The 22260-nt window shown below is 56.2% G+C and carries 22 protein-coding genes; 14 read left to right on the top strand and 8 right to left on the bottom strand.

The annotated features are described in order from the left end of the window. Positions 1-32 precede the first annotated feature (32 nt). Entirely contained in the window at positions 33-602 is a 570-nt protein-coding gene (gene mepK, locus ACXJGX_RS00520; RefSeq protein ID WP_474778183.1) for a peptidoglycan L,D-endopeptidase MepK, read from the bottom strand. A gap of 341 nt (positions 603-943) precedes the next feature. Here mepK and ACXJGX_RS00515 point away from each other — a divergent pair, with 341 nt between their 5' ends. The 4 genes from ACXJGX_RS00515 to ACXJGX_RS00500 all read left to right on the top strand — a co-directional run bounded on the left by ACXJGX_RS00515 (position 944) and on the right by ACXJGX_RS00500 (position 5183). Next, entirely contained in the window at positions 944-2557 is a 1614-nt protein-coding gene (locus tag ACXJGX_RS00515) for a L,D-transpeptidase family protein (RefSeq protein ID WP_474778182.1), read from the top strand. Positions 2558-2587: 30 nt separating this feature from the next. Continuing rightward, entirely contained in the window at positions 2588-3649 is a 1062-nt protein-coding gene (locus ACXJGX_RS00510) for a UDP-3-O-(3-hydroxymyristoyl)glucosamine N-acyltransferase (RefSeq protein WP_474778181.1), read from the top strand. 64 nt (positions 3650-3713) lie between these two features. Continuing rightward, the gene (locus tag ACXJGX_RS00505) at positions 3714-3974 is read left to right on the top strand and encodes an acyl carrier protein (RefSeq protein WP_474778180.1); all 261 of its coding nucleotides are present in this window, start codon (positions 3714-3716) and stop codon (positions 3972-3974) included. Continuing rightward, positions 3975-5183 carry a beta-ketoacyl-[acyl-carrier-protein] synthase family protein gene (locus ACXJGX_RS00500; protein WP_474778179.1) on the top strand — a complete coding sequence of 403 codons (1209 nt, stop codon included), beginning with the start codon at positions 3975-3977 and terminating at the stop codon, positions 5181-5183. A 32-nt stretch (positions 5184-5215) separates the two neighbouring features. On the opposite strand, the gene ACXJGX_RS00495 is transcribed toward ACXJGX_RS00500, so the two are convergent. Next, the gene (locus tag ACXJGX_RS00495; protein ID WP_474778178.1) at positions 5216-5830 is read right to left on the bottom strand and encodes an invasion associated locus B family protein; all 615 of its coding nucleotides are present in this window, start codon (positions 5828-5830) and stop codon (positions 5216-5218) included. Positions 5831-6220: 390 nt separating this feature from the next. On the opposite strand from ACXJGX_RS00495, the gene ACXJGX_RS00490 reads away from it, so the two are divergent. Continuing rightward, complete coding sequence (locus ACXJGX_RS00490; protein WP_474778177.1) at positions 6221-7762, top strand: helicase HerA-like domain-containing protein; 1542 nt, start codon at positions 6221-6223, stop codon at positions 7760-7762. A 26-nt stretch (positions 7763-7788) separates the two neighbouring features. Here ACXJGX_RS00490 and ACXJGX_RS00485 read toward each other — a convergent pair whose 3' ends face one another. Genes ACXJGX_RS00485 through ACXJGX_RS00475 form a run of 3 tightly spaced genes read right to left on the bottom strand, consistent with a single transcriptional unit; the run spans position 7789 to position 11477 of the window. Beyond that, entirely contained in the window at positions 7789-9084 is a 1296-nt protein-coding gene (locus ACXJGX_RS00485) for an HlyC/CorC family transporter (protein WP_474778176.1), read from the bottom strand. 9 nt (positions 9085-9093) lie between these two features. Continuing rightward, positions 9094-10017, bottom strand: a complete 924-nt coding sequence (locus ACXJGX_RS00480) for a site-specific tyrosine recombinase XerD (RefSeq protein WP_474778175.1) — start codon at positions 10015-10017, stop codon at positions 9094-9096. Between the two features lie 17 nt (positions 10018-10034). Further along, on the bottom strand, positions 10035-11477 hold the full coding sequence (locus ACXJGX_RS00475) for a hypothetical protein (RefSeq protein ID WP_474778174.1): 1443 nt from the start codon (positions 11475-11477) through the stop codon (positions 10035-10037). Positions 11478-11838: 361 nt separating this feature from the next. On the opposite strand from ACXJGX_RS00475, the gene ACXJGX_RS00470 reads away from it, so the two are divergent. After that, positions 11839-12399: a shikimate kinase gene (locus tag ACXJGX_RS00470; protein WP_474778173.1), complete on the top strand. Its 561-nt coding sequence runs from the start codon at positions 11839-11841 to the stop codon at positions 12397-12399. After that, positions 12396-13520, top strand: coding sequence for a 3-dehydroquinate synthase (gene aroB, locus ACXJGX_RS00465; RefSeq protein WP_474778172.1), 1125 nt, complete (start codon positions 12396-12398; stop codon positions 13518-13520). The genes ACXJGX_RS00470 and aroB overlap by 4 nt, the downstream gene beginning before the upstream one ends. A 35-nt stretch (positions 13521-13555) precedes the next feature. On the opposite strand, the gene ACXJGX_RS00460 is transcribed toward aroB, so the two are convergent. Further along, positions 13556-14059 (bottom strand): single-stranded DNA-binding protein, encoded by a 504-nt coding sequence (locus tag ACXJGX_RS00460; RefSeq protein WP_474779141.1) that lies wholly within the window; start codon positions 14057-14059, stop codon positions 13556-13558. 175 nt (positions 14060-14234) lie between these two features. On the opposite strand from ACXJGX_RS00460, the gene ACXJGX_RS00455 reads away from it, so the two are divergent. Continuing rightward, entirely contained in the window at positions 14235-14786 is a 552-nt protein-coding gene (locus ACXJGX_RS00455; protein WP_474779140.1) for a lytic transglycosylase domain-containing protein, read from the top strand. Positions 14787-14822: 36 nt separating this feature from the next. Here the strand turns inward: ACXJGX_RS00455 and ACXJGX_RS00450 are convergent, their stop codons facing one another. Next, complete coding sequence (locus ACXJGX_RS00450; RefSeq protein ID WP_474778171.1) at positions 14823-15632, bottom strand: AraC family transcriptional regulator; 810 nt, start codon at positions 15630-15632, stop codon at positions 14823-14825. Positions 15633-15702: 70 nt separating this feature from the next. Continuing rightward, on the bottom strand, positions 15703-16590 hold the full coding sequence (gene miaA, locus ACXJGX_RS00445) for a tRNA (adenosine(37)-N6)-dimethylallyltransferase MiaA (RefSeq protein WP_474778170.1): 888 nt from the start codon (positions 16588-16590) through the stop codon (positions 15703-15705). A 104-nt stretch (positions 16591-16694) separates the two neighbouring features. Here miaA and pyrH point away from each other — a divergent pair, with 104 nt between their 5' ends. The 6 genes from pyrH (at position 16695) to rseP (ending at position 22187) form a co-directional block, all read left to right on the top strand. Further along, on the top strand, positions 16695-17420 hold the full coding sequence (gene pyrH, locus ACXJGX_RS00440) for a UMP kinase (protein WP_474778169.1): 726 nt from the start codon (positions 16695-16697) through the stop codon (positions 17418-17420). Between the two features lie 127 nt (positions 17421-17547). Next, positions 17548-18111, top strand: coding sequence for a ribosome recycling factor (gene frr / locus ACXJGX_RS00435; RefSeq protein ID WP_474778168.1), 564 nt, complete (start codon positions 17548-17550; stop codon positions 18109-18111). 42 nt (positions 18112-18153) lie between these two features. Then, positions 18154-18879: a polyprenyl diphosphate synthase gene (gene uppS / locus ACXJGX_RS00430; protein WP_474778167.1), complete on the top strand. Its 726-nt coding sequence runs from the start codon at positions 18154-18156 to the stop codon at positions 18877-18879. Positions 18880-18881: 2 nt separating this feature from the next. After that, on the top strand, positions 18882-19679 hold the full coding sequence (locus ACXJGX_RS00425; protein ID WP_474778166.1) for a phosphatidate cytidylyltransferase: 798 nt from the start codon (positions 18882-18884) through the stop codon (positions 19677-19679). Continuing rightward, the gene (gene dxr / locus ACXJGX_RS00420) at positions 19676-20845 is read left to right on the top strand and encodes a 1-deoxy-D-xylulose-5-phosphate reductoisomerase (RefSeq protein WP_474778165.1); all 1170 of its coding nucleotides are present in this window, start codon (positions 19676-19678) and stop codon (positions 20843-20845) included. Before ACXJGX_RS00425 ends, dxr begins: the two co-directional genes overlap by 4 nt. 28 nt (positions 20846-20873) lie before the next feature. Continuing rightward, complete coding sequence (gene rseP, locus ACXJGX_RS00415) at positions 20874-22187, top strand: RIP metalloprotease RseP (RefSeq protein WP_474778164.1); 1314 nt, start codon at positions 20874-20876, stop codon at positions 22185-22187. The last annotated feature ends 73 nt before the right edge of the window (positions 22188-22260 follow it).

Raw genomic sequence — 22260 nt, 5'->3', positions numbered from 1 at the left:
CCCGGCGGGCCCATTTTTCGGTTGGTTTTGCTTTATCCCCGCCAGGTACGCACTGGGCCGCAATCCATATGGACAAAATTTGAACCATTGTAACGCCCAACGCCACCAGCGTTACACGCAAGTGCCGCGCTCGCCATTTGGGCCGTTGTCCGGCTTTGCAAACGCAAGTCGGCGGCCTGCCCACGCATGTGTAGCGAATTGCTTGCCACACCCAGCGACTGACCGCGCAGCATCGCGTTGGTCTGCGGCGAGCGGTAGCCCGACAGCAACAGGTAAGGTTCGTTCGCGTCCATCAGATTCGATGCGGCTGCCATAATATCAATGGTGCGCAGATCCATCTGGACAGCTTCACCGGTGCGCCAATCGCGCATATGCACGTTAATTTCGCGCACGGCCTCAGCGATATATTCGCCTTCGATCCAGTAGATGGTGTCAAGCCGTTCGCCCGTGCGACCGGAGTACATCGATATGCGGCGAATATCGCCTGCACCACGAAGAAAACCTGCGGCCTGAGAATATGTTGGAGCTGCTGTCGCAACTGTTGCTGCGAATGCACCAAGCAAGCCGCGGCGTGTGATCCCGGAGGGGGTTGTTTTGGTCATGGTATTGCGCCTGTCCCGTCGCTCAACTACTGCCGCTTTGCGGCTTTTTTCGCCATCTCCCCAGATGTACCGAATTTATGGCACATTTGGATTCGTTCACCAAGGTCTTTTTAGCGCCGCTTTCCTTAATAAGTGCAAAACTGCTTATCGGTTGTTTGAATTTTATGCATTTGCGCGCGTCGACGATTGTTTGCGGCACGGCAACAACGCAACACACACCGACAGCATCGACACATCGCGGCATTATGAATGGACATGTCTATAGTAAGGATATTCATACTCTGTTTTACGAAGTCGACCCTATATAACGAGTCGGGTCATTGTATACTTGGGGGTACTATATGCACATCTTACGTGCGCCGAGATCGGCATCACTTACACGGATTAGGCTGTTTTTTGCAGCTTTCACCATGCTTCTGTTTGTCGCACCGTTTGCACAGGCGCAGGTTACGGATTTTCGTCAATCCGTGGCACAAGCTGCTGCATCAGACAGCGATTTGGCTGCTTTCTACCGCGAACGAAATTTCGACGGTATCTGGAGCGCCAATGGGGATCGTGACCGCCGCAACGCGTTGATGACCGCTTTTGCCGCTGCGGGCGATCACGGTTTGCCTGCCGCCCGCTATGACGCCCAAGCCTTGATGGCGCAATTGCAAGCGGCTTCAACCCCTGCGGACCAAGGGCGCATGGAGGTCGAACTGAGCCGCGCGTTTTTGCAATATGCGCGTGACGTGCAGACCGGCATGTTGGTCCCGTCGCGGATCGACAGCAGCATTGTGCGCGAGGTGCCGTATCGTTCGCGCCTGTCCACGTTACGGGCCTTTTCACAGTCGAACCCTGCTGCTTTCCTGCGCGCATTGCCGCCCAGCTCGCCCGAGTATACCCGGTTGATGCGCGAAAAACTGGCGATGGAACGCTTGCTTGCAAATGGCGGCTGGGGGCCGACTGTACCTGGCGGTAAGCTTGAGGCAGGAGATTCGGGTGACCGCGTGGTCGCTTTGCGCAATCGTTTGATGACGATGGGCTTTCTTGAGCGGACGAATACCCAAACCTTCGATGCGGCGATGGTAAATGCGGTTCAGCGTTTTCAGCAGGCGCATGGTTTGGCAATTGACGGAACCGCCGGCCCAAGCACGCTTGCAGAAATCAACATGGCGCCAGAAAGCCGTCTTCAGTCAATCATTGTCGCGATGGAACGTGAGCGTTGGATCAACCGTCCGCGGGGTGAACGGCATGTGTGGGTTAATCTCACGGATTTTACGGCGAAGATTATTGATAATGACGTCGTGACATTCGAAACCCGGTCCGTGATCGGCGCAAACCAAAGTGATCGTGTCAGCCCAGAGTTTTCTGACGTGATGGAGTTCATGATCATCAACCCAAGCTGGTACGTCCCGCGGTCGATCATCACCAAAGAATACCTGCCGCAATTGCAGCAAAACCGAAATGCGGTGCGCCAATTGGTAATCACCGATGGCAGCGGTCGTCCGATTGACCGCAATGCGGTGGACTTTAGCCAGTACACGGAACGCAACTTTCCGTTTTCGATGCGTCAACCACCAAGCGAGGGTAACGCGCTGGGGTTGGTCAAGTTCATGTTCCCGAACCACTACAATATCTACTTGCATGACACACCATCCAAGAGCCTGTTCGGCCGCGAAGTCCGTGCATACAGCCACGGTTGTATCCGCCTCGCTGACCCGTTTGATTTTGCCTACGCCCTGTTGGCGCGGCAGATGTCAGACCCGCAGACGTTCTTTCAGGCACAGTTGAGCACCGGTCGTGAACAGCGCGTTGACCTGGAGCAACCGGTGCCGGTTCATCTGGTTTACCGGACGGCATTCACCAATGCACAAGGTCCAATGCAGTATCGCCGTGATGTTTATGGGCGTGATGGGCGGATTTGGAACGCATTGGCACGTGAAGGGGTGGCGATCCGCGCTGTTCAGGGTTAAATCTGTCTTCGGAGACGTTCCGGGGGCAATATGATGCATTCAGTTAAAGATATCGCAGCGGCGCTCGGGGTTCAGGCCTTTGGCGCCGTTGACATTTTGGTCGGTCATGCCTCTGAACCCGCGAGCGCGGGACCAACTGATTTGGCGCTGGCGATGTCGCCTGCTTATGGTGCTGCGATCGCACGGGGCCGTGCGCGGGCGGCAGTTGTTTGGCCGGGCGCTGACTGGCAGGCATTGGGGCTTGAGGCCGCGATTGTCGCGCCGCGCGCGCGGCTTGCGATGGCGGCGCTGACACAGATGCTGGACCAGCCATTGCCGGGACGCGGGATCAGCCCGCATGCGGTCATCGACCCCTCTGCGCAACTGGGCGAGGGGGTCACGATTGGACCATTCGTTGTAATCGGGGCTGATGCGGTGATCGGCGCGGGCAGCTGGATTGCGGATCAGGTCAGCATTGGGGCAGGGGTTCGCATTGGTCACGACTGTCAGATCCACGCAGGCGTCCGCGTGCAACGTGGTGTGACTGTCGGCAAGCGCGTGATCTTGCAACCCAATGTCACGCTTGGCGGCGACGGGTTTTCTTTTGTCAGCAAAGAACCATCGAACGTTGAAATTGCCCGCGAAACATTGGGCAATGTAGCTTTGTCCGCGCCCAAAGATGCCACGTGGCACCGCATACATTCGTTGGGCGGCGTCACGATCGGCGACGATGTTGAAATCGGTGCGAACGCGACCGTTGACGCAGGCACGATCCGCCCGACCCAAGTGGGCAACGGGACCAAGATCGATAATCTGGTACAGGTCGGTCACAACGTCATTATCGGCGAACACTGTTTGCTATGTGCGCAAGCCGGGGTCGCCGGGTCCACCGTGATTGGTGATCGGGTGGTGATTGGTGGCAAGGCAGGTGTGGCTGATAACCTGACAATTGGCGCCGACGTGGTGCTGGGCGGCGGGTCAGTGGTTCTGTCCAACGTCCCTGCGGGCCGCGTGATGATGGGATACCCCGCAACCAAGATGCAGACCCATCTTGAAAGCTATAAAGCCTTGCGCCGTTTGCCACGTTTTCTAAACAGTTTCTCGAAGCGTTAACAAACTGTTTCAATCTTAGTCAAAACGACCTAGATCGTGATCAAACAAAGGTGGGTCTGAAAAGATGAACATCAAAGAGCAAGTTATCGCTATTATTGCAGAGCAAGCCATGCTGGAGCCATCGGACGTCACGATGGCGCACACACTTGCCGATTTGGGTATCGACAGTCTTGGCCTTGTCGAAAGCATTTTTGCAATCGAAGAAGCCTTTGATATCGCAGTGCCCTTTAATGCGAACGATCCCGGCAACAGCGACTTTGATATTTCGTCGGTGGCCGCAATTATCGCCGCTGTAGAAAAGATCAAAGCGGGGCAGAGCATCTAGATGCATCGCGTCGTCATTACTGGTGCAGGGACGATGAACCCGCTGGGCAACGATGTTGCCACAACGTTTGAAGCCATGCGCGAAGGGCGCTGCGGTATTGGCCCGCTTGAGATCAGGGACGTTGACCGACTGGCGATTCAAATTGGCGGCCAAGTCAAGAATTACGATGAAACCGCGCATTTCAATCGGCAACAGCTGGTGCTGTTCGATCGCTTTACCCAGTTTACGCTGCTAGCTGCGCGGCAGGCGATCACCCAATCGGGGCTTAATTTCTCGGGCAATTTGGCGGATCAATCAGGCGTTGTCTTGGGGACGTCCGGCGGCGGGCTTACCACACAAGATGAAAATTATCGCGCGGTCTATGAAGAAGGCAAAAACCGGGTTCACCCGTTCATCGTGCCGCGCCTGATGAACAACGCTGCCGCAAGCCACGTGTCCATCGAATTTAATCTGCGCGGTCCCACCTTTACCGTGGCGACGGCATGTGCGTCATCCAACCACGCGATGGGGCAGGCGTTTAATATGATCCGGTGCGGCATGTCCAAGGTGATGATCACCGGCGGGTCGGAGGCAATGCTGTGCTTTGGCGGCATCAAAGCATGGGAAGGGCTGCGTGTGATGTCCAAAGATGCGTGCCGCCCGTTTTCGGCAACACGTAACGGCATGGTTCAAGGCGAAGGTGCAGGCGTTTTTGTGTTCGAAGAGTTCGAGCATGCGCAAGCGCGTGGCGCGGATATCTTATGCGAGGTTGTCGGTTTTTCAATGTCATCGGACGCGTCCGATATCGTTACCCCATCCAAGCAGGGCGCCGCACGCGCAATTGCGGGCGCGGTGTGTGATGCCAAATTGCCGTTGGACAGTGTGGGCTATATCAATGCCCATGGCACGGGTACGGCGGCGAACGACAAAACAGAATGTGCTGCGGTGGCGGATGTGTTCGGAACCCATGCGGACCGGTTGATGATTTCGTCAACCAAATCAATGCACGGACACTTGATCGGGGGCACCGGGGCGGTCGAATTGCTGGCCTGCATCATGGCGCTACGCGACGGTGTGATTGCCCCGACCATCGGGTATCAAGAGGCAGACCCAGAATGCGCGTTGGACGTGGTACCAAACGAAGCGCGCGATGCAAAGGTGGATGTCGTCTTGTCAAATGCCTTTGCATTTGGTGGTCTAAACGCCGTGCTTGCCTTGCGGCGGATATAGGCAGGCCGTCAAAGCGACCTGCCTAAGTGCAATTATTGCGTGCTACCAACAGAGCCTTCGTAGCCCGCGGTAAATCCAGTCAGTGACAGGTCCAAAAGGATTTCCTGGCCCGGGTCTGCGGCAGGTACGACACGCACGGTTGCCGTCGATCCACGCTTGAACAGATCAATGTCTTCTTGCGTAAAGCCAAGACGCGCAACACAGCCGCCCGCGTTACAAAACCGGAACGGGTAGACCCGCGGGTTTTGCCCATCAACGGCGATCGTCAATTGTTGTGTCAGGAGCGTCTCAAGCGGGACAACAACATTGGCGCCCGCAACCGGGCCCGCGTCAGGGGGCAGCCGGAAAAAGTTGAACTCGGCGATCGCATTCCCCTCATCATCCTTCAAAAGTTGATACAGGTTGCACGGGTCCGCTTCCCCCTCTGGGGCGCGGATGCAGCGCATTGCCCAATCGCCGAACTCTTGCAGGACATATGACTGACCAACTGCCGGTTCTGACGACTGGCCCAAGTCAAGCGCGCTTTCCGCTGAACTATCGGATTCTGTTGTGGTTTCGGCTGGCGCTGCCGTCTCGTCTTGGGCGTAGGCTGCGCCGACATGTGTCAGGAAAGCGGCCATGAGAAGGGTTTTGACTGAACTGCGCATCAATAGGGTCCTTTTTGCGGTTTTCTAGGCTTTATCATGCAAGATATCGGCTGTCAGTGGGAAAGCCGCGCCATCGGCGGGGACCTGATCACAAATAGATGTGAACACAATAGAAAAAGGGCCCAGCATTGGACCCTTTTTCATTTTTTCCCTGCCGAACTTTGCCGACTGATTTGGAAAAAATCTACGCAATGGTCGTTGACCCGTCAACAGGAAATGCAACGGGCATGTAACAGATTAAACGAAAAAAGCCGTGTCCGAAGACACGGCCAGTTCAACAGGGAGGAAATTTGCCAAACCCGCACATGAACACAGGTTGGCGTGGATTAGGCTAGCATCAAGACGTTAAGGATGTATTTTGGCGGCAAGCAATATTCAAAGGACGACAGCATGTCAGATCATATCTTTATTGGCGGCGGCGCGCAGGACTACGGTGTCGCGCAAACCTTGTTGTTAGACAAGGCGAACCGCCACGGGTTGATTGCGGGGGCCACAGGGACGGGTAAAACTGTGACGCTGCAAATCATGGCCGAAGAGTTTTCTGCAGCGGGCGTGCCAGTGTTCTTGTCGGACGTCAAAGGCGACCTTTCGGGATTGGCAGCATCAGGCAGTGTCGACTTCAAGCTGCATGACGCCTTTACGAAACGCGCGGCGACAATTGGGCTGGACCTGCAATACGACAGTTTTCCGGTCACCTTTTGGGATTTATTCGGTCAAAAGGGCCACCCGATCCGCGCGACGGTCGCCGAGATGGGGCCGCTTTTGCTGGCGCGTCTGATGGACCTGACGGACGTGCAAGAAGGCGTTTTGAATGTGGCGTTCCGGGTTGCTGACGAAGAGGGCTTGCCGCTTTTGGACCTGAAAGACCTTCAAGCGCTGCTGGTCTGGGTAGGGCAAAACGCCAAAGAGCTGTCGCTGCGTTACGGCAATGTGGCCGCATCGTCGGTCGGTGCGATCCAGCGCGATTTGCTCGTTCTGGAAAATCAGGGTGGCAATGCGCTGTTCGGGGAACCGGCGCTAGATTTGGCAGATATGATGCGCCTGCGTGACGGTCGCGGGGAAATTAATATTCTGGCAGCGGATCAACTCATGGGGTCGCCACGGCTTTATGCGACATTCCTGCTGTGGCTGTTGTCGGAGCTTTTCGAAGAACTGCCCGAAGTCGGAAACCCCGAAAAACCCAAACTGGTGTTCTTTTTCGATGAGGCGCATTTGCTGTTTGACGGCGCGCCAAAAGCTTTGGTCGATAAGGTCGAACAGGTTGCGCGTCTGATACGATCCAAAGGTGTCGGCATCTATTTTGTGACGCAAAACCCCGCAGATATTCCCGACGACGTCTTGGGTCAGCTTGGCAATCGGGTGCAGCATGCGCTGCGCGCGTTTACAGGCAAAGACCGTAAAGAATTGAAAATGGCTGCGGAAACCTACCGTGACAACCCTGCGTTCGATACGGCAGAGGCAATTCAACAGGTGGGCACAGGCGAGGCGGTGACATCGTTCCTTGATGCAAAAGGCACACCCCAGATCGTTGAACGCACATTGATCCGCCCGCCGTCATCTATGCTTGGCCCGATCGATGAAACCACACGGCAATCTGTGATGGCGGCTTCTGCGATGGCTGGCAAATATGATACGCCTCTGGACCGTGAGAGCGCACACGAGATACTGGCAAAACGGGCGGATGTCGCGGCAAAGGCTGCGGAAGACGCCGAAAAGGCCGAGGCGGAAGCTGCTGAAAAAGATCGCGAGTTTAGCAACGCGCGACGCTACGATGGGGGCGGCCGTGCGCCCAGCCGAACCTCGCGAAGCGCGCGGTCCTCGGGCGGTGGTTTTGGCGATGCATTGGCATCGGTCGTGGCCAAGGAACTGAAGGGCACCACCGGACGCCGCATTGTCCGCGGCATTCTGGGCAGTATCTTTAAAGCGCGTTAACCCACGCTGGGGGCGCTCATGCGCCCTCAAAGCTGCCTGATTTTCAGCGTCGCAAGACGGTTTTCTTCTTTGCTCACGACTTCGAACCGGAAGCCATGGAAAGAAAAAACCTGACCCTCCACGGGGATCATCTGTGCCTCGTGGATGACCAACCCGGCGATTGTATTGGCTTCTTCGTCTGGCAGATTCCAGTCATGGGCGCGGTTTAGGTCGCGGATGGTCATGCCGCCGTCCACGATATAGGCGCCATCTGCTGTCGCCTCGATCTGTGCTTCTTCGTGCTGATCAAACTCATCGGCGATTTCACCGACGATTTCTTCCAGAATATCCTCGAGGGTGATCAGACCTTGCAGCCCGCCATATTCGTCGACGACCAGCGCAAAATGGGTTTTCCGCTTAAGAAAGTTACGCATTTGGTCGCCAAGCGTTGTGGTTTCCGGCACAAAATAGGGCGGCATCACCACCTTCATCACGTCAAATGCTGCCAGACCTTTGCCGTCTGATCCGGCAAGCAGTTTGTGCATGGCGCGCAACAGGTCTTTGGCGTGCAGGACGCCCACGATATTTTCCTGATCACCACGGTACAACGGCAGACGCGTGTGCGGGCTATCCAAAATTTGCGCCAGCATATCTTGTGGCGGGAGGTCGGCGTCGATCATTTCGATGCTGGAGCGGTGCAACATGATCTCTTCGACAGCGCGTTCGTTCAGATCAAGCGCGCCCAAAATACGGTCGCGATCTTCTTTTTCGACGATCCCTTCGGAATGGCCAAGATGCAAGGCCCCTGCGATTTCTTCGCGGACTGCCAGGATGTTGCTGTCTGGGTCGGTCCGGACGCCAAACAAATACAAGACACCGCGGACCAAGGTGCGGACGGCGTAAACGATGGGTGAAAACACTTTGACGACGATCGCAATCGGCCCCGCGACCCGTGCCGCAACCGTTTCGGGGTAAGTGATTGCAAAGGTTTTTGGCAGTACCTCGGCGAAAATCAACACCAAGAGGGTCATAATCAACGTTGCCGCGGCAACGCCGTTTTGGCCGAATATTTTTGTCAAAAGCGCGGTCGCCAGAGATGTGGCCAAGATATTGACGACGTTGTTACCAAGCAGAACCGACCCGATCAGCCGTTCGCTGTCTTCTGTCACAGTAAGCGCAGTTTCTGCCCCCTTCGAGCCTTTGTCAGCCGCAGAGCGTAACTTGCCCCGTGACGCTGCGGTAAGCGCAGTTTCCGAGCCCGAGAAAAAAGCGGAGAGAATCAAAAGAATCAAGATGCCGCCAGCGGTAAGCCAGAATGCGGCGTCAGAGGTCACGGTTTCCATTGTTGGCCTTCAGTTAGAGCGTTGTTTCTTGGCAAGCGGATGATGTTCTAGCACCAAATCTTTTAGCCGCTCATCCAAGACATGTGTATAAATTTCGGTCGTTGCGACATCAGCGTGTCCCAACATCGTTTGGATCGACCGCAAATCCGCGCCGCCAGCCAATAAATGGGTCGCAAAAGCATGACGCAATGTGTGCGGTGTGACCTTGGCAGGGGACACGCCGCCCGCGACTGCAAATTCTTTGATCAAGCCAAAGAAACGATGTCGCGTAAGATGCCCCGCCTTGCCATGGGACGGAAATAAAAATGGTGATGGCGATTTGCCGTCTTTGCGGCCGGCGTCTTCGATCTCGTCGCGGGCCGCTAAATAGGTGGCAAGGGCTTTGCGCGCAGGCGGAGACAGCGGCACCAGTCTTTCCTTGCCGCCCTTCCCACGCACAAGCAGCATCCGCGGATCGCCACGCGCTGCCGACGCGGGCAGGCTGACCAGTTCGGTGACGCGCATGCCTGTCGCGTATAGCAATTCCATCAGGCAGCCGTTGCGCAAAGAATCGCGTGCCGACCCATGGGCGGCGGCAAGCAGACGGTCGACTTCAGTGATGTCCAAAATTTTGGGCAGCCGTTGCGCGCGTCCGGGGCCTTTGATCTGGATGGCTGGATTGTCGTCACGCCAACCTTCTTCAAATGCGAATCGAAATAACTGTTTCATGGCTGATAGGCGCCGGGCCCGTGTGGATTTCGCCAGTCCTTCTAATTCGCAATCGATCAGATAGGATTCGATATCATCGCGCGTGACCCCGGCAAAATGCAGGTTGCGGTCCGCAAGCCACCCGGCAAAATTTTGCAGATCGCGCGCATAGGCAAGCTGGGTGTTGGTTGCGGCATCAAGCTCGGCAGCCTGTGCTTCAAGAAAGACCTGTACCCAGCGGGCCATTGGGTGCGTTGAATGTGTCACGCCGGACGATCCAAAATCAGCAACTGCAACGAGATCCGGCGCGCTGTATCCTCGAGGCCGACCGCCCGAAACACTGCCAAAGCATCGGTAATGGACCGGAAATCCCCTGCGTACCCTTCGTTGAAGATTGCCATCGCGCGCAATAATGCTTCGCCCAATTTTTCTTCGGTGATAAGTGCTTGCAGCACGTCGGGCGGCGGCGCGCCATTAAACGCGGATTGGATCGCCAATCCGCGCGGCGATGTGACCCGCACATCTTGGGGCTGACCGCGCGCGACAGCCAGAAGGAAAGGGTCAAATCCTGATTGCGCCGCGTCGATGGCTACGGCTTCATAGTCAGGTGACAGCAGGCCAACCGTGATCGCGGTGGTTTGCGCTGGTCCGGCCAGTTCAACGTGTTGCAAGGCGTCACCATACAGCTTTGCAAAGGCGACCTCTGTATGCGCTTGCTGCATCGCCTCCCAGGCTGGCAGAAGTGCGCGCGCGATTTGTTCTGCGTCGCCTGTGTCTAACGCCTCGTCGAACCGCTGGATTGCGCGCGCCCGGTCCCACACGCCGCCCGATGCAGCGGGCGTTCGGGTGGTATAGAATTTCTGCAACACATTTTCCGCAATCGCGCCTTGCCGCGCAAGCCGCTCTGCTGCCTCTATCTGTGACTTCCAACCGACGTTGGGCCGCAAATCAGCATGCGAAAACGCAAGCGGGAGGTCGGACGTCACCAAACCTTCGCCGATGGCTTCGTGCATCCTGAACATCAGCGGGCTGACCCGTGCAGGCGGGTCAAGCGGCGGTTCGCCTTCGAAAAGGTCGGGATCCAGGAACCGCGCAATCAACTGTTCTTCGGCGTCCGAAATGTCGCCCAAAATGCGGTGCGTATTCAGGGTCAAAGCGGCAGCCGACCAGTCGCCGTTGCGGGCAAGACAAAATATACGGGCTGGGTAGGTCGGCGCGATGGCTGGTTTTTGCCCAATCACCGCGCATGCCTCGTCTTCGGTTCCCGTCAACAAGGCCACATCGAACCAACGTCGAAAAAGCGGCGGCGTGTCGGGTTCCGCCTGTTCAATCAACGCCTTAGCCGGTTCGATTGCGCCAAGGTCCAATAATTTGTCGATCCGTTCAAGGAACAATGTGCCACTTTGGCTGGCATTGAACGGCGCATCGGCTTCGGCAAGGACGAGCATTTTAAGAAGGTCCTGAATGGCCGGAAGCGTTTCCACCCGTTCAGCGCGTAAAAGCGCGACCAATGTTGTCTCGTCGCTGCGCGACCAAAGCGTGCGCGGCAGACCGGTGACGTCACTGGGCAAAAGCCCGAACGGGTCTTTTGAAGGGCGGTCAAGCGGGGTCACCGTCACCTGCGGTGTGCTTGCCCCGTCACTGACCGGAGGTTCCGTCGGGCGGATAGGCTGTACCGACCGCGACAGCCAGTCAATCGCGGACATCGGTTGATCCTGCGCAACCGCAGGGCTGCACAGCACGATCAGCGTCAGTGACAGCCGCTTAGTTTGTTTCCAGCGTGACAGGGTTTGTTACCTCTTGTAGGGGGGGCGCAAAATCAGCAGGAAAAAAGATAGGCCCGATATAGGCGTATGCAATCAATCCGGCTGCCGCCAAAACGAATAAAAACAAAAGTACTTTGATGAGCCGCAACATGATCTGCTCCGTCCTTTTTATCTGCCTCAATATGTGGTCTAGGTGCCAACAATTGAAGTCTTTATATATGGCCTTTTGCGTAAGATCACGGCATTCATTCAATAATTTTGTATGAGGCGGTGAAATGCCGAAGTTTCCGGGGGGAAATGTATGACAGAGGGGCCAGGATATCAGCTCCATCGCACCGTTGTTTTGGTGGGGATGATGGGGTCGGGGAAATCCGCGATTGGCCGCTGCCTGTCGGATCGTCTGCAGGTGCCGTTTGTTGATAGCGATGCCGCGATTGAACTGGCAGCCGCAGCCAGCATCGCCGAAATTTTTGCCCGCGATGGCGAAGCGTTTTTCAGGCAACGTGAATCAGAGGTGTTGCGCCGACTGCTTTCTGGGCCGCCAGGGATTGTGTCCACCGGGGGTGGTGCGTTTATGACCCAACAGAATCAGGATGCGATTGCGCAGTTGGGTGTTGCGTTGTGGTTGGATGCTGACGTGGAAACGCTTTGGGATCGGGTGCGCCACAAGGACACGCGCCCTTTATTGCGCACCGCCGACCCGAAGGCGACATTGCGCAAGATTTTTGACGATCGCCAACCAACCTATGCGCTTGCTGGGTTGCGCCTGCCCGTCGCCCGGACCGCAACGATCGAAGACACCACGCAATCGGCGCTTGAATTGCTGTGTTCTCGGCCTGATATTTTGGAGAAAACACCATGACCGCTACCGTCCATGTGGATTTACCCGGCCGCGCTTATGACATTCACATCGGACCCGGGTTGTTAGATCAGGCGGGTCGCCATGTGGCGGGAATGGGCGGGCGCAAGCATGTCTGTATTTTGACCGATGAAACAGTCGCTGCCTTGCATTTAAACCAACTTCAGGCGGCTTTGGGGGCGGCGGGGCTGACGTCGGATGCGCTTGCTTTGCCCGCAGGCGAGAGCACGAAATGCTGGGCGCAGCTTGAACGGTCGGTGGAATGGTTGCTGTCGCAAAAGGTCGAACGCGGTGACGTGGTGATTGCCTTTGGTGGCGGTGTGATCGGCGATCTGGCTGGGTTTGCTGCTGCGATCATGCGGCGTGGTGTACGTTTTGTGCAAATACCGACAACGCTGTTGGCCCAAGTCGATAGTTCTGTCGGCGGGAAAACGGGTATCAATTCGCCCCACGGCAAAAACCTGATCGGGGCGTTTCACCAGCCAAGCCTTGTGCTGGCCGATACCGCGCTTTTGGGGACGTTGGCGCCGCGCGACTTTTTGGCTGGCTATGGTGAGGTGGTGAAATACGGCCTGCTGGGGGATGCGGCGTTCTTTGACTGGTTGGAAACCATGGGGCCGGCGTTGGCTGCTGGCGATATGGACGCCCGCGTCAAGGCAGTGACGCGCGCATGCGACATGAAGGCCGGTATTGTTGCGCGTGATGAAACCGAGCAGGGCGAACGCGCACTCTTGAACTTGGGGCATACCTTTGGGCACGCACTGGAATCTGCAACAGGTTATTCAAACCGGCTTTTGCACGGCGAAGGCGTGGCGATCGGATGCGCGATGGCGTTCGAGGTGTCAGCCCGTCTGGGTCTATGCAGCCAAGAGGACCCAAGTCGCGTTCGCGCACACCTGAAAGATATGGGCATGAAAGTTGATATCGCTGATATCGATGGCGATTTGCCCGATGCTGCCGGGCTTTTGACGTTGATGGGCCAAGATAAAAAAGTGCTGGATGGCAAGTTGCGGTTCATTTTAGCACGCGGGATAGGCGATGCGTTTATCACCTCTGACGTGCCGTCCGACATCGTGTTGTCGGTACTGGATGCGGCGCTCGCATTAAAAAAGTCCCGGGGATAACCGGGACTTTTGATCGTCGTTCGGATGGGCCGCGTTTAGAACGGAATTTCGTCATCCATGTCATTGCTGCGGCCTGATGGTGCGTTGCTATTGCTGTTGCCGCCACCATAGCCACCATCGTTGCCACCGTAAGATGACCCGCTGCCGCCACCGTAGTTGCCGCCGCCTTGGCCACCGCCACCTTCGCCACGCCCGTCAAGCATGGTCAGTGTGCCGTCGAAACCTTGCAGCACAACCTCGGTTGAATAGCGGTCTGCGCCAGACTGGTCCTGCCATTTGCGGGTTTGCAATTTGCCTTCGATATAAACTTTTGACCCCTTTTTCAGGTATTGTTCAGCGATCTTGACCAAACCTTCCTGAAAAATTGCGACGGTGTGCCATTCGGTTTTTTCGCGGCGCTCGCCGGTATTGCGGTCTTTCCACGTTTCAGAGGTCGCGATGCGCAGGTTGCATACCTTGCCGCCGTTCGGAAAATTGCGGACCTCCGGGTCGGCCCCAAGGTTCCCGATAAGAATGACTTTGTTCACTGATCCGGCCATGATGGCATCTCCCACGATTCTTGTTTGCGCTTTTGTGACAGACTGGGGATCGGCGAACAAGGTTAAGGAATGATTGTGCGGCAAGGCTTGGCGAATTGCACAAAAGCACCTACATTGGCGCATCGAAACAAAGCGAGATAGTCCAGTGCAGTCAGTGTGGCCCGGCCTAGCAACGATTTTTATATTGGCCACCAGTGGTCTATCGGCGCAAGAGCAAGTGTCGACGATGAACAGGACGGCTCTTTTGCGAAGCCAAACAGCGCTTTTGGATAGCCGTGCTGCGACCCAATATGAAAATTCGGCGCGTTTGCAGCCACCACGCGCTGATTTCACCAGCATGATCCGCCCCTACACGGGGTCGTACGCTGGACCTTACCTTGCTGTTGCGCGGGCAGCCGCCGAACGTCATGGCATTCCTGTTGATCTGTTTTTGCGCCTTGTTCAGCAAGAAAGCGGCTGGAACGCCGGTGCTGTGTCGCACAAAGGCGCGCTTGGACTTGCGCAGTTGATGCCACAAACCGCAGCGGTGCTGGGGGTTGATCCATTGGATGCGGCGCAGAACCTAGAGGGCGGCGCGCGATACCTGCGCCAGCAGTACAATACATTTGGTGATTGGCGGCTTGCGCTTGCGGCCTATAATGCGGGGCCGGGCGCCGTTGAACGCTATGGCGATGTGCCACCATACGCAGAAACGCAGTCCTATGTTCTGGTCATCTGGGGCAATTGACGCGTCATACGATACGCCATCGCGGGCATAGTCTGTTTAGCGTCGCTGCTGTTTGGCATGGCGGAAATCGGTCGGTGTCGCCCCGGTTTTTTCCTTGAAGGCACGTGTGAAATACGCCGCAGAGTGAAACCCGAGACGTGTCGCAATATCTTGTACCGGGGTGCGGGTGTCGCGCAGAAGCAAACATGCCTCGTAATGGATGCGTTCGTTGAGTATTTTCAGCGCAGATTGGCTGCAGGTCTGCTGACAGCAGCGGGTCAGATGTGTGGGCGTGACGTGCAAGGCATCCGCATAATGCGCCACCGTCCAGTCAGACCGGAACTCTTGGGCGATCAGTGACGTGTAACGCGTAACCAGTTTTGCGGTAGCAGTTTCACGCCGTGTGTCTGACGCGGTTGCCCCGTGGATCGCCAACTGGCGTTCGATGAAGATCGATAACAAAACCTGATAACTTGTGACGGCCCGTGCATCACCGCCAGGTTGCAGTTCACGCTCGATCGCTTCGAAATAGCTTTGCAATTCCTTCTGGGGACCGACGTCGCGCAGTCGCAAATGAAAGGGTTTCGCAGGCATACCGGCATCGTCGGGCAACGCCATCATCTGTGCAAAAACGGTGGGGCCGATTTCGATGCCGTACATTGTATGTGGCGGAATGAGGATCAGGTTGTTTGGGCCGTACCCGTTTGTCAGGCCCGCGACCGTAATGCGGCCCTGACCCTTGGTGATATGGATAAGCCGGGGCGTTGCATGGCTGCGCATGGCTTCGTTACGCCAGCGCGATGTGATGCCCACGTGTTTTAGATGCACCAGCGAAAGCGCTGGTTTGACTTCGATCATCAGGGTCATCAACTTTGCCTCAATGTTGATTTTTGAAACACTCTGACCGAAAGCCCTTTTAAATCAATGTGTCGCAGGTTTATCGGAACTGAACTGTTGCGATAATGTCGGATTGATCAATCTGCAGCTGAAGCCAGTCTTTGTGGCGCGACCGAAACCACGTGCGCTGGCGTTTCGCATACTGTCTTGACCCGATGATCGCGGCGGCGCGGGCAGCCTTGAGCGTGCAATGTCCCGCAAGATGCGCGATCAGTTCTGGCGCGCCGATTGCTTTGGAAGAGGGGTGCAATGGATCCCACGTTTCAAACATCTTGCGCGCTTCGTCCAATGCGCCCATGTCGAGCATCTGGTCGAAACGCTGTTCAATGCGGGCATTCAGCCAGTCAGTTCCCGCATTGACGTTGATGCAGACCGCGTTTTCAACAGGCAACAGGGCGGGCGGTGTGCTGTCCTGCCAATCCGCAAGCGGTCGCCCGGTTGCGTGCAATACCTCCCAGGCGCGCTGCACACGCATCTTGTTATTTTGATCGATCCGGGCAAGCGTTTTAGCATCAAGGTCGGCAATAAGATCCTGCAAAGACATATGATTAGCCTTCAATCTTATAGCATCAGGTATTGCAGGTATTTCTGCCAATCCGTGGGTCAGCGCATTAAAATTAAGCCCGGTGCCACCTACGATAATCGGGCGCTGATCGCCGTGCAGATACGGCGTTACATCGCGCAGCCAATGCCCCACCGAATACGCCATATCGAACGGTACATGCCCGTAAAGTGCGTGTGGCGCCTTCGTCAGGTCGCGGTCATCCGGGCGCGCGGTCACGATCCGCCAGCCATCATACACCTGCAGCGCGTCCGCGTTCACAATCACGCCGCCTTGGGTCTGGGCAATATGCAGCGCGAGCGCGGATTTGCCAGATGCCGTAGGCCCCGCAATCAGCACTGGTTGGTGTGGTGAAATGGTAATCATCTGTCTATTTGCGCAGCTTCGCGTTTTGTCGGCAAGGTGCCATTGAAATTGGCGCGGTTTTGCGACATTTTGCGCGCCATAACAACATAGAGCCGGGGGCCGCCATGACTGACACTGAGAAGACAGCTTATAAACGCGTAATGCTTAAGATCTCGGGTGAGGCGCTCATGGGGGACACGGCGTTTGGCCTGCATCCACCAACTGTGCAGCGCATCGCCCGCGAGGTGCAATCGGTCCACAACCTTGGCGTTGAAATCTGCATGGTGATTGGTGGCGGCAACATCTTTCGCGGATTGCAAGGTTCGGCCCAAGGCATGGAACGCACGACCGCTGACTACATGGGGATGCTGGCGACCGTCATGAACGCGCTTGCGATGCAGTCTGCGCTGGAAGAACTGGGTATTCACACCCGTGTGATTTCCGCGATCACCATGAACGAAGTCGCCGAGCCCTATATTCGCCGCCGCGCCGTGCGCCACCTTGAGAAAAAGCGGGTTTGTATTTTTGCGGCAGGGACCGGCAACCCGTATTTCACCACAGATACCGCGGCCACGCTGCGCGCCAATGAAATGAACTGTGAGGCGATTTTCAAAGGTACCAAGGTTGACGGCGTTTACGACAAAGACCCAGCCAAGCATTCCGATGCGGTGCGCTATGATCGTGTCAGCTATGATGAAGTGCTGCAAAAGCATCTGGGCGTCATGGATGCCAGTGCGATTGCGCTCGCACGCGACAACCACTTGCCGATCATTGTGTTTTCGCTTGATGAACCGGGCGGATTTCAGGGCATTCTGGCGGGCGAAGGAACCTATACGATCGTGCACGAATAGACGTAAATGGCGGGGAAAATTTGGTGTTCTGCACAACTGCTGCACATTTCCCAATCTATACATTCGCGCGGCAGTGCCCTAAAATGAAGAAAAGCTGGGCACAGCCCACAAAGGAAGAGCAGTAAAGATGTCAGATGACTTTGAACTAGATACCGACGATTTAGGCCGCCGCATGGATGGCGCGATTGCAAACCTGCGCGTTGAACTGGCGTCGTTGCGAACCGGGCGGGGGTCGGGGTCGATGCTGGAACCCGTGATGGTTGATGCCTATGGTACGATGACGCCGATCAACCAGGTGGGCACTGTCAACGTGCCGGAACCCCGGATGGTCACGATCAACGTCTGGGATAAATCGTTGGTTGGTAAGGTCGAAAAAGCCATTCGTGACAGTGGATTGGGAATCAATCCGCAACTGAACGGTACGATCATCATGTTGCCGATCCCTGAACTTAACGAAGAACGGCGGCGCGAGCTGACCAAAGTTGCGGGCAACTATGCCGAAAGCGCGCGTGTGTCGATCCGTAACCTGCGCCGTGATGGGATGGACCAGATCAAGAAGGCAAAAAACGATGGTCTGTCCGAGGATGACCAGAAGTTTTGGGAAACCACTGTGCAAGAAATGACCGATCTTCATATCAAAAAGGTCGATGAAACGCTTGACGCCAAGCAAGCGGAGATCATGCAGGTTTAACACCTGCGTGTGACCCTGAAATAACGTAACAGGGGGCCAGCAATGCCCAAGGACCCAGACCCAAAGACAGGCCCGGCCCATGTTGCGATTATCATGGATGGCAACGGCCGTTGGGCGCAAAAACGCGGACGGCCCCGGCTGTTCGGTCACCACGCAGGCGCGCGCCGTGTGCGCGAAATTGTGGCCGCTTGTCCTGATCAAGGGGTGAAATACCTGACGATCTTTGCTTTTTCGACCGAAAACTGGAAACGGACCCAGTCCGAAGTGTCCGGGCTGATGTCACTGTTTCGCAAATATATCGAACGCGAGGCAAAGGCGCTGCTGGCCAACGGCGTGCGTGTCCGTTTTATCGGAGACCGCGTGCGGCTGGATGAAAAACTGGTCAGGCTGATGGATGAACTGGAGCTGCTGACCTCTGGCAACGATCTGGTGCATTTGACGGTCGCCCTGAATTACGGTGGCCGCGACGAGGTGACCCGCGCCGCAAAGCGTTTGGCCTATGAGGTCGAGCAGGGCAGGCTGAGCTATGCCGATGTCGATGCGGAAACGCTGGCGCGGTTTCTCGATACCCATGTCCTGCCTGATCCGGATCTGGTGATCCGTACCAGCGGAGAGGCGCGGATTTCGAATTTTCTGCTGTGGCAATCCGCATATGCCGAATATGAATTTATTGATACATTATGGCCTGATTTTACAGCGGCCGAATTTGCCAGCGTACTGGCCAACTACGGCGTCAGAGAACGGCGCTATGGCGGAGTAATAGCCTGACCATGACACATGTAACGACGTCCAACTGGGAGGATCTGCGCGTCCGCCTGATATCCAGCGTTGCGATGACTGCGGTTGGCGCTGTTGGGGTGATTGTGGGCGGTGTCTGGTTCCAGATGCTGGTGGTATTTGTGACCGCGGTGATGGTGTGGGAACTGTGGATGATGATCTGCAGCGATGAACCGACAAAGGGCATGCTGCTTGCGGCGCTTGTTGCATCCGTGATGTCGGGACAAATCGCCGATGGCACGGCGTTTGGACTTCTCCTTTTTCTTGTGGTGCCGCTGATCGGGGTTAGTCAACTGAAAGGTGAGCGCGCCACATTTTTCGCCTTCGCGCTAGGGATTCAAGTCGCGGGTTGGGGGCTGGTGCATTTTCGGACCGATTATGGGTTCACCTGGCTGATCTGGTTGATGTCGGTGGTGATTGTCACGGATATTTTCGGGTATTTTGCGGGCAAAGCGTTTGGTGGCCCGAAATTCTGGCCAAAGATTAGCCCCAAAAAGACATGGAGCGGAACCGCTGCAGGTTGGATTGGCGCAGGCATCGTCGGGTGCGTTTTTACGTTGTTCACCAACGCAGGCTTGTCAATTATTCTCATTTCGATGGTCATCAGCTTTGCGGGGCAAATGGGCGATATCGCCGAAAGCGCATTAAAGCGGCGGATGGGCGTCAAAGACAGTTCGACGCTTATTCCGGGACATGGCGGGCTGTTCGACCGCTTTGACGCCTTGTTGGGTGCAGCCTTGTTTATGCTGCTGATCGCCAGCGCGTTCAATGTGCCAGGAGTAGCCTTTTGAGGCGGATCACGCTTTTCGGAGCCACTGGATCTGTTGGCCAAAGCGCGGTTGATCTGATTGCGCGTGACACGGAATCCTATGATGTTGTTGCCCTGACGGGTGGCCGCAATCTGACCCGTCTCGCCGCTGATGCCGTGCGCCTGAACGCTGATCTTGCGGTCACGTGTTATGACGATTGCTACGTAGAACTGAAATCCATGTTGGCCGGAACCGGAGTAGAGGTTGCTGCTGGCAGTGCTGCTGTTGCGCAGGCGGCAGCGCGCCCCGTTGACTGGGCGTTATCCGCAATTGTCGGGGCGGCAGGACTGGTGCCGGGGCTTGCTGCGCTGGAATCTGGCACGACGCTGGCCTTGGCGAATAAAGAATCCTTGGTGACGGCTGGACCGTTACTTTTGGCGCGCGCCGATGCGCATGGTGCAACCGTTCTGCCGGTCGACAGTGAACATTCCGCGATTTTTCAGGCGCTTGTCGGTGAAGATATCGCCGCCGTGGAACGCGTGATCATCACAGCAAGCGGCGGAGCATTTCGGGATTGGCCGTTGGAAAAACTAGGCTCTGCCAGCTTGTCCGAAGCGTCAAGTCATCCCAATTGGGATATGGGGCAGCGGATCACGATTGACAGCGCGTCAATGTTCAACAAAGCCATGGAGCTTATTGAAACCAAAGAATTTTTTGGAGTAACTTCCAACCAGATAGAGGTGTTGATCCACCGTGAAAGTTTGGTGCATGCACTGGTTGGTTTCCATGACGGGGCGTTGATGGCCCATGTTGGGCCGCCCGATATGCGCCATGCCATCGGCTATGCCCTTCATTGGCCGCATCGCAAGGCACTGCCTGTTGAACGGCTCGATCTTGCGAAAATCGGTAAACTGACATTCGAGGCACCGGATAGCGCGCGGTATCCAGCCCTGCAATTGGGCCATATGGTGATGGAAACAGGCGGCTTGACGGGTGCCGTCTTCAACGCTGCAAAAGAACGCGCCTTGGATGGGTTTATTGCTGGCGATATCGGATTTTTAGATATGGCGCGGGTGGTCGAAACCGTGTTGACCAAAATGTCATCGGATCCGGCGATCGTTTCGGGTGCCATCTCGCTTGATAATGTCCTAGAGACAGACAGGCTGGCGCGTATCCGCGCGGGTGAAATCATAAAGAAGTTGGGATAACGCGTTGGAATTCATCTCGGACCTTGCCATGACGTTCGGCAATCTTGGCTACGCGATCGTTGCGTTTGTGATTGCGCTGTCCGTCATCGTTGTTGTGCATGAATACGGCCATTATATCGTCGGGCGTCTGGGTGGCATCCACGCCGAGGTGTTTTCACTGGGCTTTGGCCCGCGTCTGTTCAGCTGGGTCGATAAGCGGGGAACACGCTGGCAGGTCGCCGCTATTCCGTTGGGCGGATATGTGAAGTTCTTGGGTGACGCGAATGCCGCCAGTGTCGGAAGCGCAGAGGTCGCCCCCGAGATAGACCCGCGGCGCACGATGAACGGGGCGCCCCTGTGGGCGCGGGCGTCAACGGTGGCGGCGGGGCCGGTTTTTAATTTCGTGCTTGCTGCGCTTGTTTTTGCGGGTTCTGCGATGGTGCAGGGGCAGGCGATCGATCCGCTTACGTTTGACAAGTTGGCAAACCTGCCGCCCAGTTTTGAGTCCGAACTGAAGCAAGGCGATGTGATGCTGGCCGTCGAAGGGATCGCGATTGACGATCCGTCGCGCCAAGATACGCTGTCTGATTTGCTGCCGCAAAAGCCTGTATTGGACTATACCGTTTTGCGTGACGGCGTTGAGATCACCGTGAAAGGTCCATTTTTCTTGCCATCGATCGTCGGGGGTGTGTCGCCACGTTCGCCCGCGGATACCGCCGGATTGCAAAAGGATGACGTGATTACCGCCATTGATGGCGAACCTGTGTTTTCATTTTTGCAGTTGCAAGAACGCGTTCTTGCCGCTGAAGGTGCACCTGTCACGCTCAGCCTGTGGAACGCGGGGGTCACCCGAGACGTCACCTTGGCTGCACGGCTTTCGGCGTATGAATTGCCCGACGGCAACTTTGAATCACGCTATTTGATTGGCATTGGCAGCCAAATATTTTTTGAACCGATGGTTGAATCGATGGGGATTTCTGACGCCCTTGGTTTTGGTGCCCAAAGTGTTTGGCGTTCGATCACCACGACCGGTTCTGCGGTCAAGCACATGGTCATGGGCAATATTTCGACATGTAATCTGTCCGGCCCCGTTGGCATTGCGCAAACCAGCGCGTCCATGGCGCGCAGGGGTGTGCAAAGCTTTATCTGGTTGATTGGCGCACTATCAGCGGCGGTTGGCCTGATGAACCTGTTGCCAATTCCTGTTCTCGATGGTGGGCATCTTGTGTTGTATGCATACGAAGCCGTCGCGCGCCGCAAACCAAGCGAAAAGGCCGTTCAAGTGTTCATGTTCATTGGGTTGGCGATCATTTTGACATTCATCCCGTTCACCATCGTGAATGACGCCGTCTTATGTCGCTAGGCGGTGATAAAGATCACGCGTGATGCGGCTTTGTCTTTTTGACATCACAACACAATCCCGCTACTTCAGTGAA

This window comes from Yoonia sp. SWMV100 (genome assembly GCF_056108365.1).
This window is presented reverse-complemented; position numbering and strand designations above follow the sequence as displayed.

What these genes read in the sequence shown, in the direction of transcription:
- mepK (WP_474778183.1), bottom strand. Translation starts at nt 602, where the DNA reads ATGACCAAAACAACCCCCTCCGGGATCACACGCCGCGGCTTGCTTGGT.
- ACXJGX_RS00515 (WP_474778182.1), top strand. Translation starts at nt 944, where the DNA reads ATGCACATCTTACGTGCGCCGAGATCGGCATCACTTACACGGATTAGG.
- ACXJGX_RS00510 (WP_474778181.1), top strand. Translation starts at nt 2,588, where the DNA reads ATGATGCATTCAGTTAAAGATATCGCAGCGGCGCTCGGGGTTCAGGCC.
- ACXJGX_RS00505 (WP_474778180.1), top strand. Translation starts at nt 3,714, where the DNA reads ATGAACATCAAAGAGCAAGTTATCGCTATTATTGCAGAGCAAGCCATG.
- ACXJGX_RS00500 (WP_474778179.1), top strand. Translation starts at nt 3,975, where the DNA reads ATGCATCGCGTCGTCATTACTGGTGCAGGGACGATGAACCCGCTGGGC.
- ACXJGX_RS00495 (WP_474778178.1), bottom strand. Translation starts at nt 5,830, where the DNA reads ATGCGCAGTTCAGTCAAAACCCTTCTCATGGCCGCTTTCCTGACACAT.
- ACXJGX_RS00490 (WP_474778177.1), top strand. Translation starts at nt 6,221, where the DNA reads ATGTCAGATCATATCTTTATTGGCGGCGGCGCGCAGGACTACGGTGTC.
- ACXJGX_RS00485 (WP_474778176.1), bottom strand. Translation starts at nt 9,084, where the DNA reads ATGGAAACCGTGACCTCTGACGCCGCATTCTGGCTTACCGCTGGCGGC.
- ACXJGX_RS00480 (WP_474778175.1), bottom strand. Translation starts at nt 10,017, where the DNA reads ATGGCCCGCTGGGTACAGGTCTTTCTTGAAGCACAGGCTGCCGAGCTT.
- ACXJGX_RS00475 (WP_474778174.1), bottom strand. Translation starts at nt 11,477, where the DNA reads ATGTCCGCGATTGACTGGCTGTCGCGGTCGGTACAGCCTATCCGCCCG.
- ACXJGX_RS00470 (WP_474778173.1), top strand. Translation starts at nt 11,839, where the DNA reads ATGACAGAGGGGCCAGGATATCAGCTCCATCGCACCGTTGTTTTGGTG.
- aroB (WP_474778172.1), top strand. Translation starts at nt 12,396, where the DNA reads ATGACCGCTACCGTCCATGTGGATTTACCCGGCCGCGCTTATGACATT.
- ACXJGX_RS00460 (WP_474779141.1), bottom strand. Translation starts at nt 14,059, where the DNA reads ATGGCCGGATCAGTGAACAAAGTCATTCTTATCGGGAACCTTGGGGCC.
- ACXJGX_RS00450 (WP_474778171.1), bottom strand. Translation starts at nt 15,632, where the DNA reads ATGACCCTGATGATCGAAGTCAAACCAGCGCTTTCGCTGGTGCATCTA.
- miaA (WP_474778170.1), bottom strand. Translation starts at nt 16,590, where the DNA reads ATGATTACCATTTCACCACACCAACCAGTGCTGATTGCGGGGCCTACG.
- pyrH (WP_474778169.1), top strand. Translation starts at nt 16,695, where the DNA reads ATGACTGACACTGAGAAGACAGCTTATAAACGCGTAATGCTTAAGATC.
- frr (WP_474778168.1), top strand. Translation starts at nt 17,548, where the DNA reads ATGTCAGATGACTTTGAACTAGATACCGACGATTTAGGCCGCCGCATG.
- uppS (WP_474778167.1), top strand. Translation starts at nt 18,154, where the DNA reads ATGCCCAAGGACCCAGACCCAAAGACAGGCCCGGCCCATGTTGCGATT.
- ACXJGX_RS00425 (WP_474778166.1), top strand. Translation starts at nt 18,882, where the DNA reads ATGACACATGTAACGACGTCCAACTGGGAGGATCTGCGCGTCCGCCTG.
- rseP (WP_474778164.1), top strand. Translation starts at nt 20,874, where the DNA reads ATGACGTTCGGCAATCTTGGCTACGCGATCGTTGCGTTTGTGATTGCG.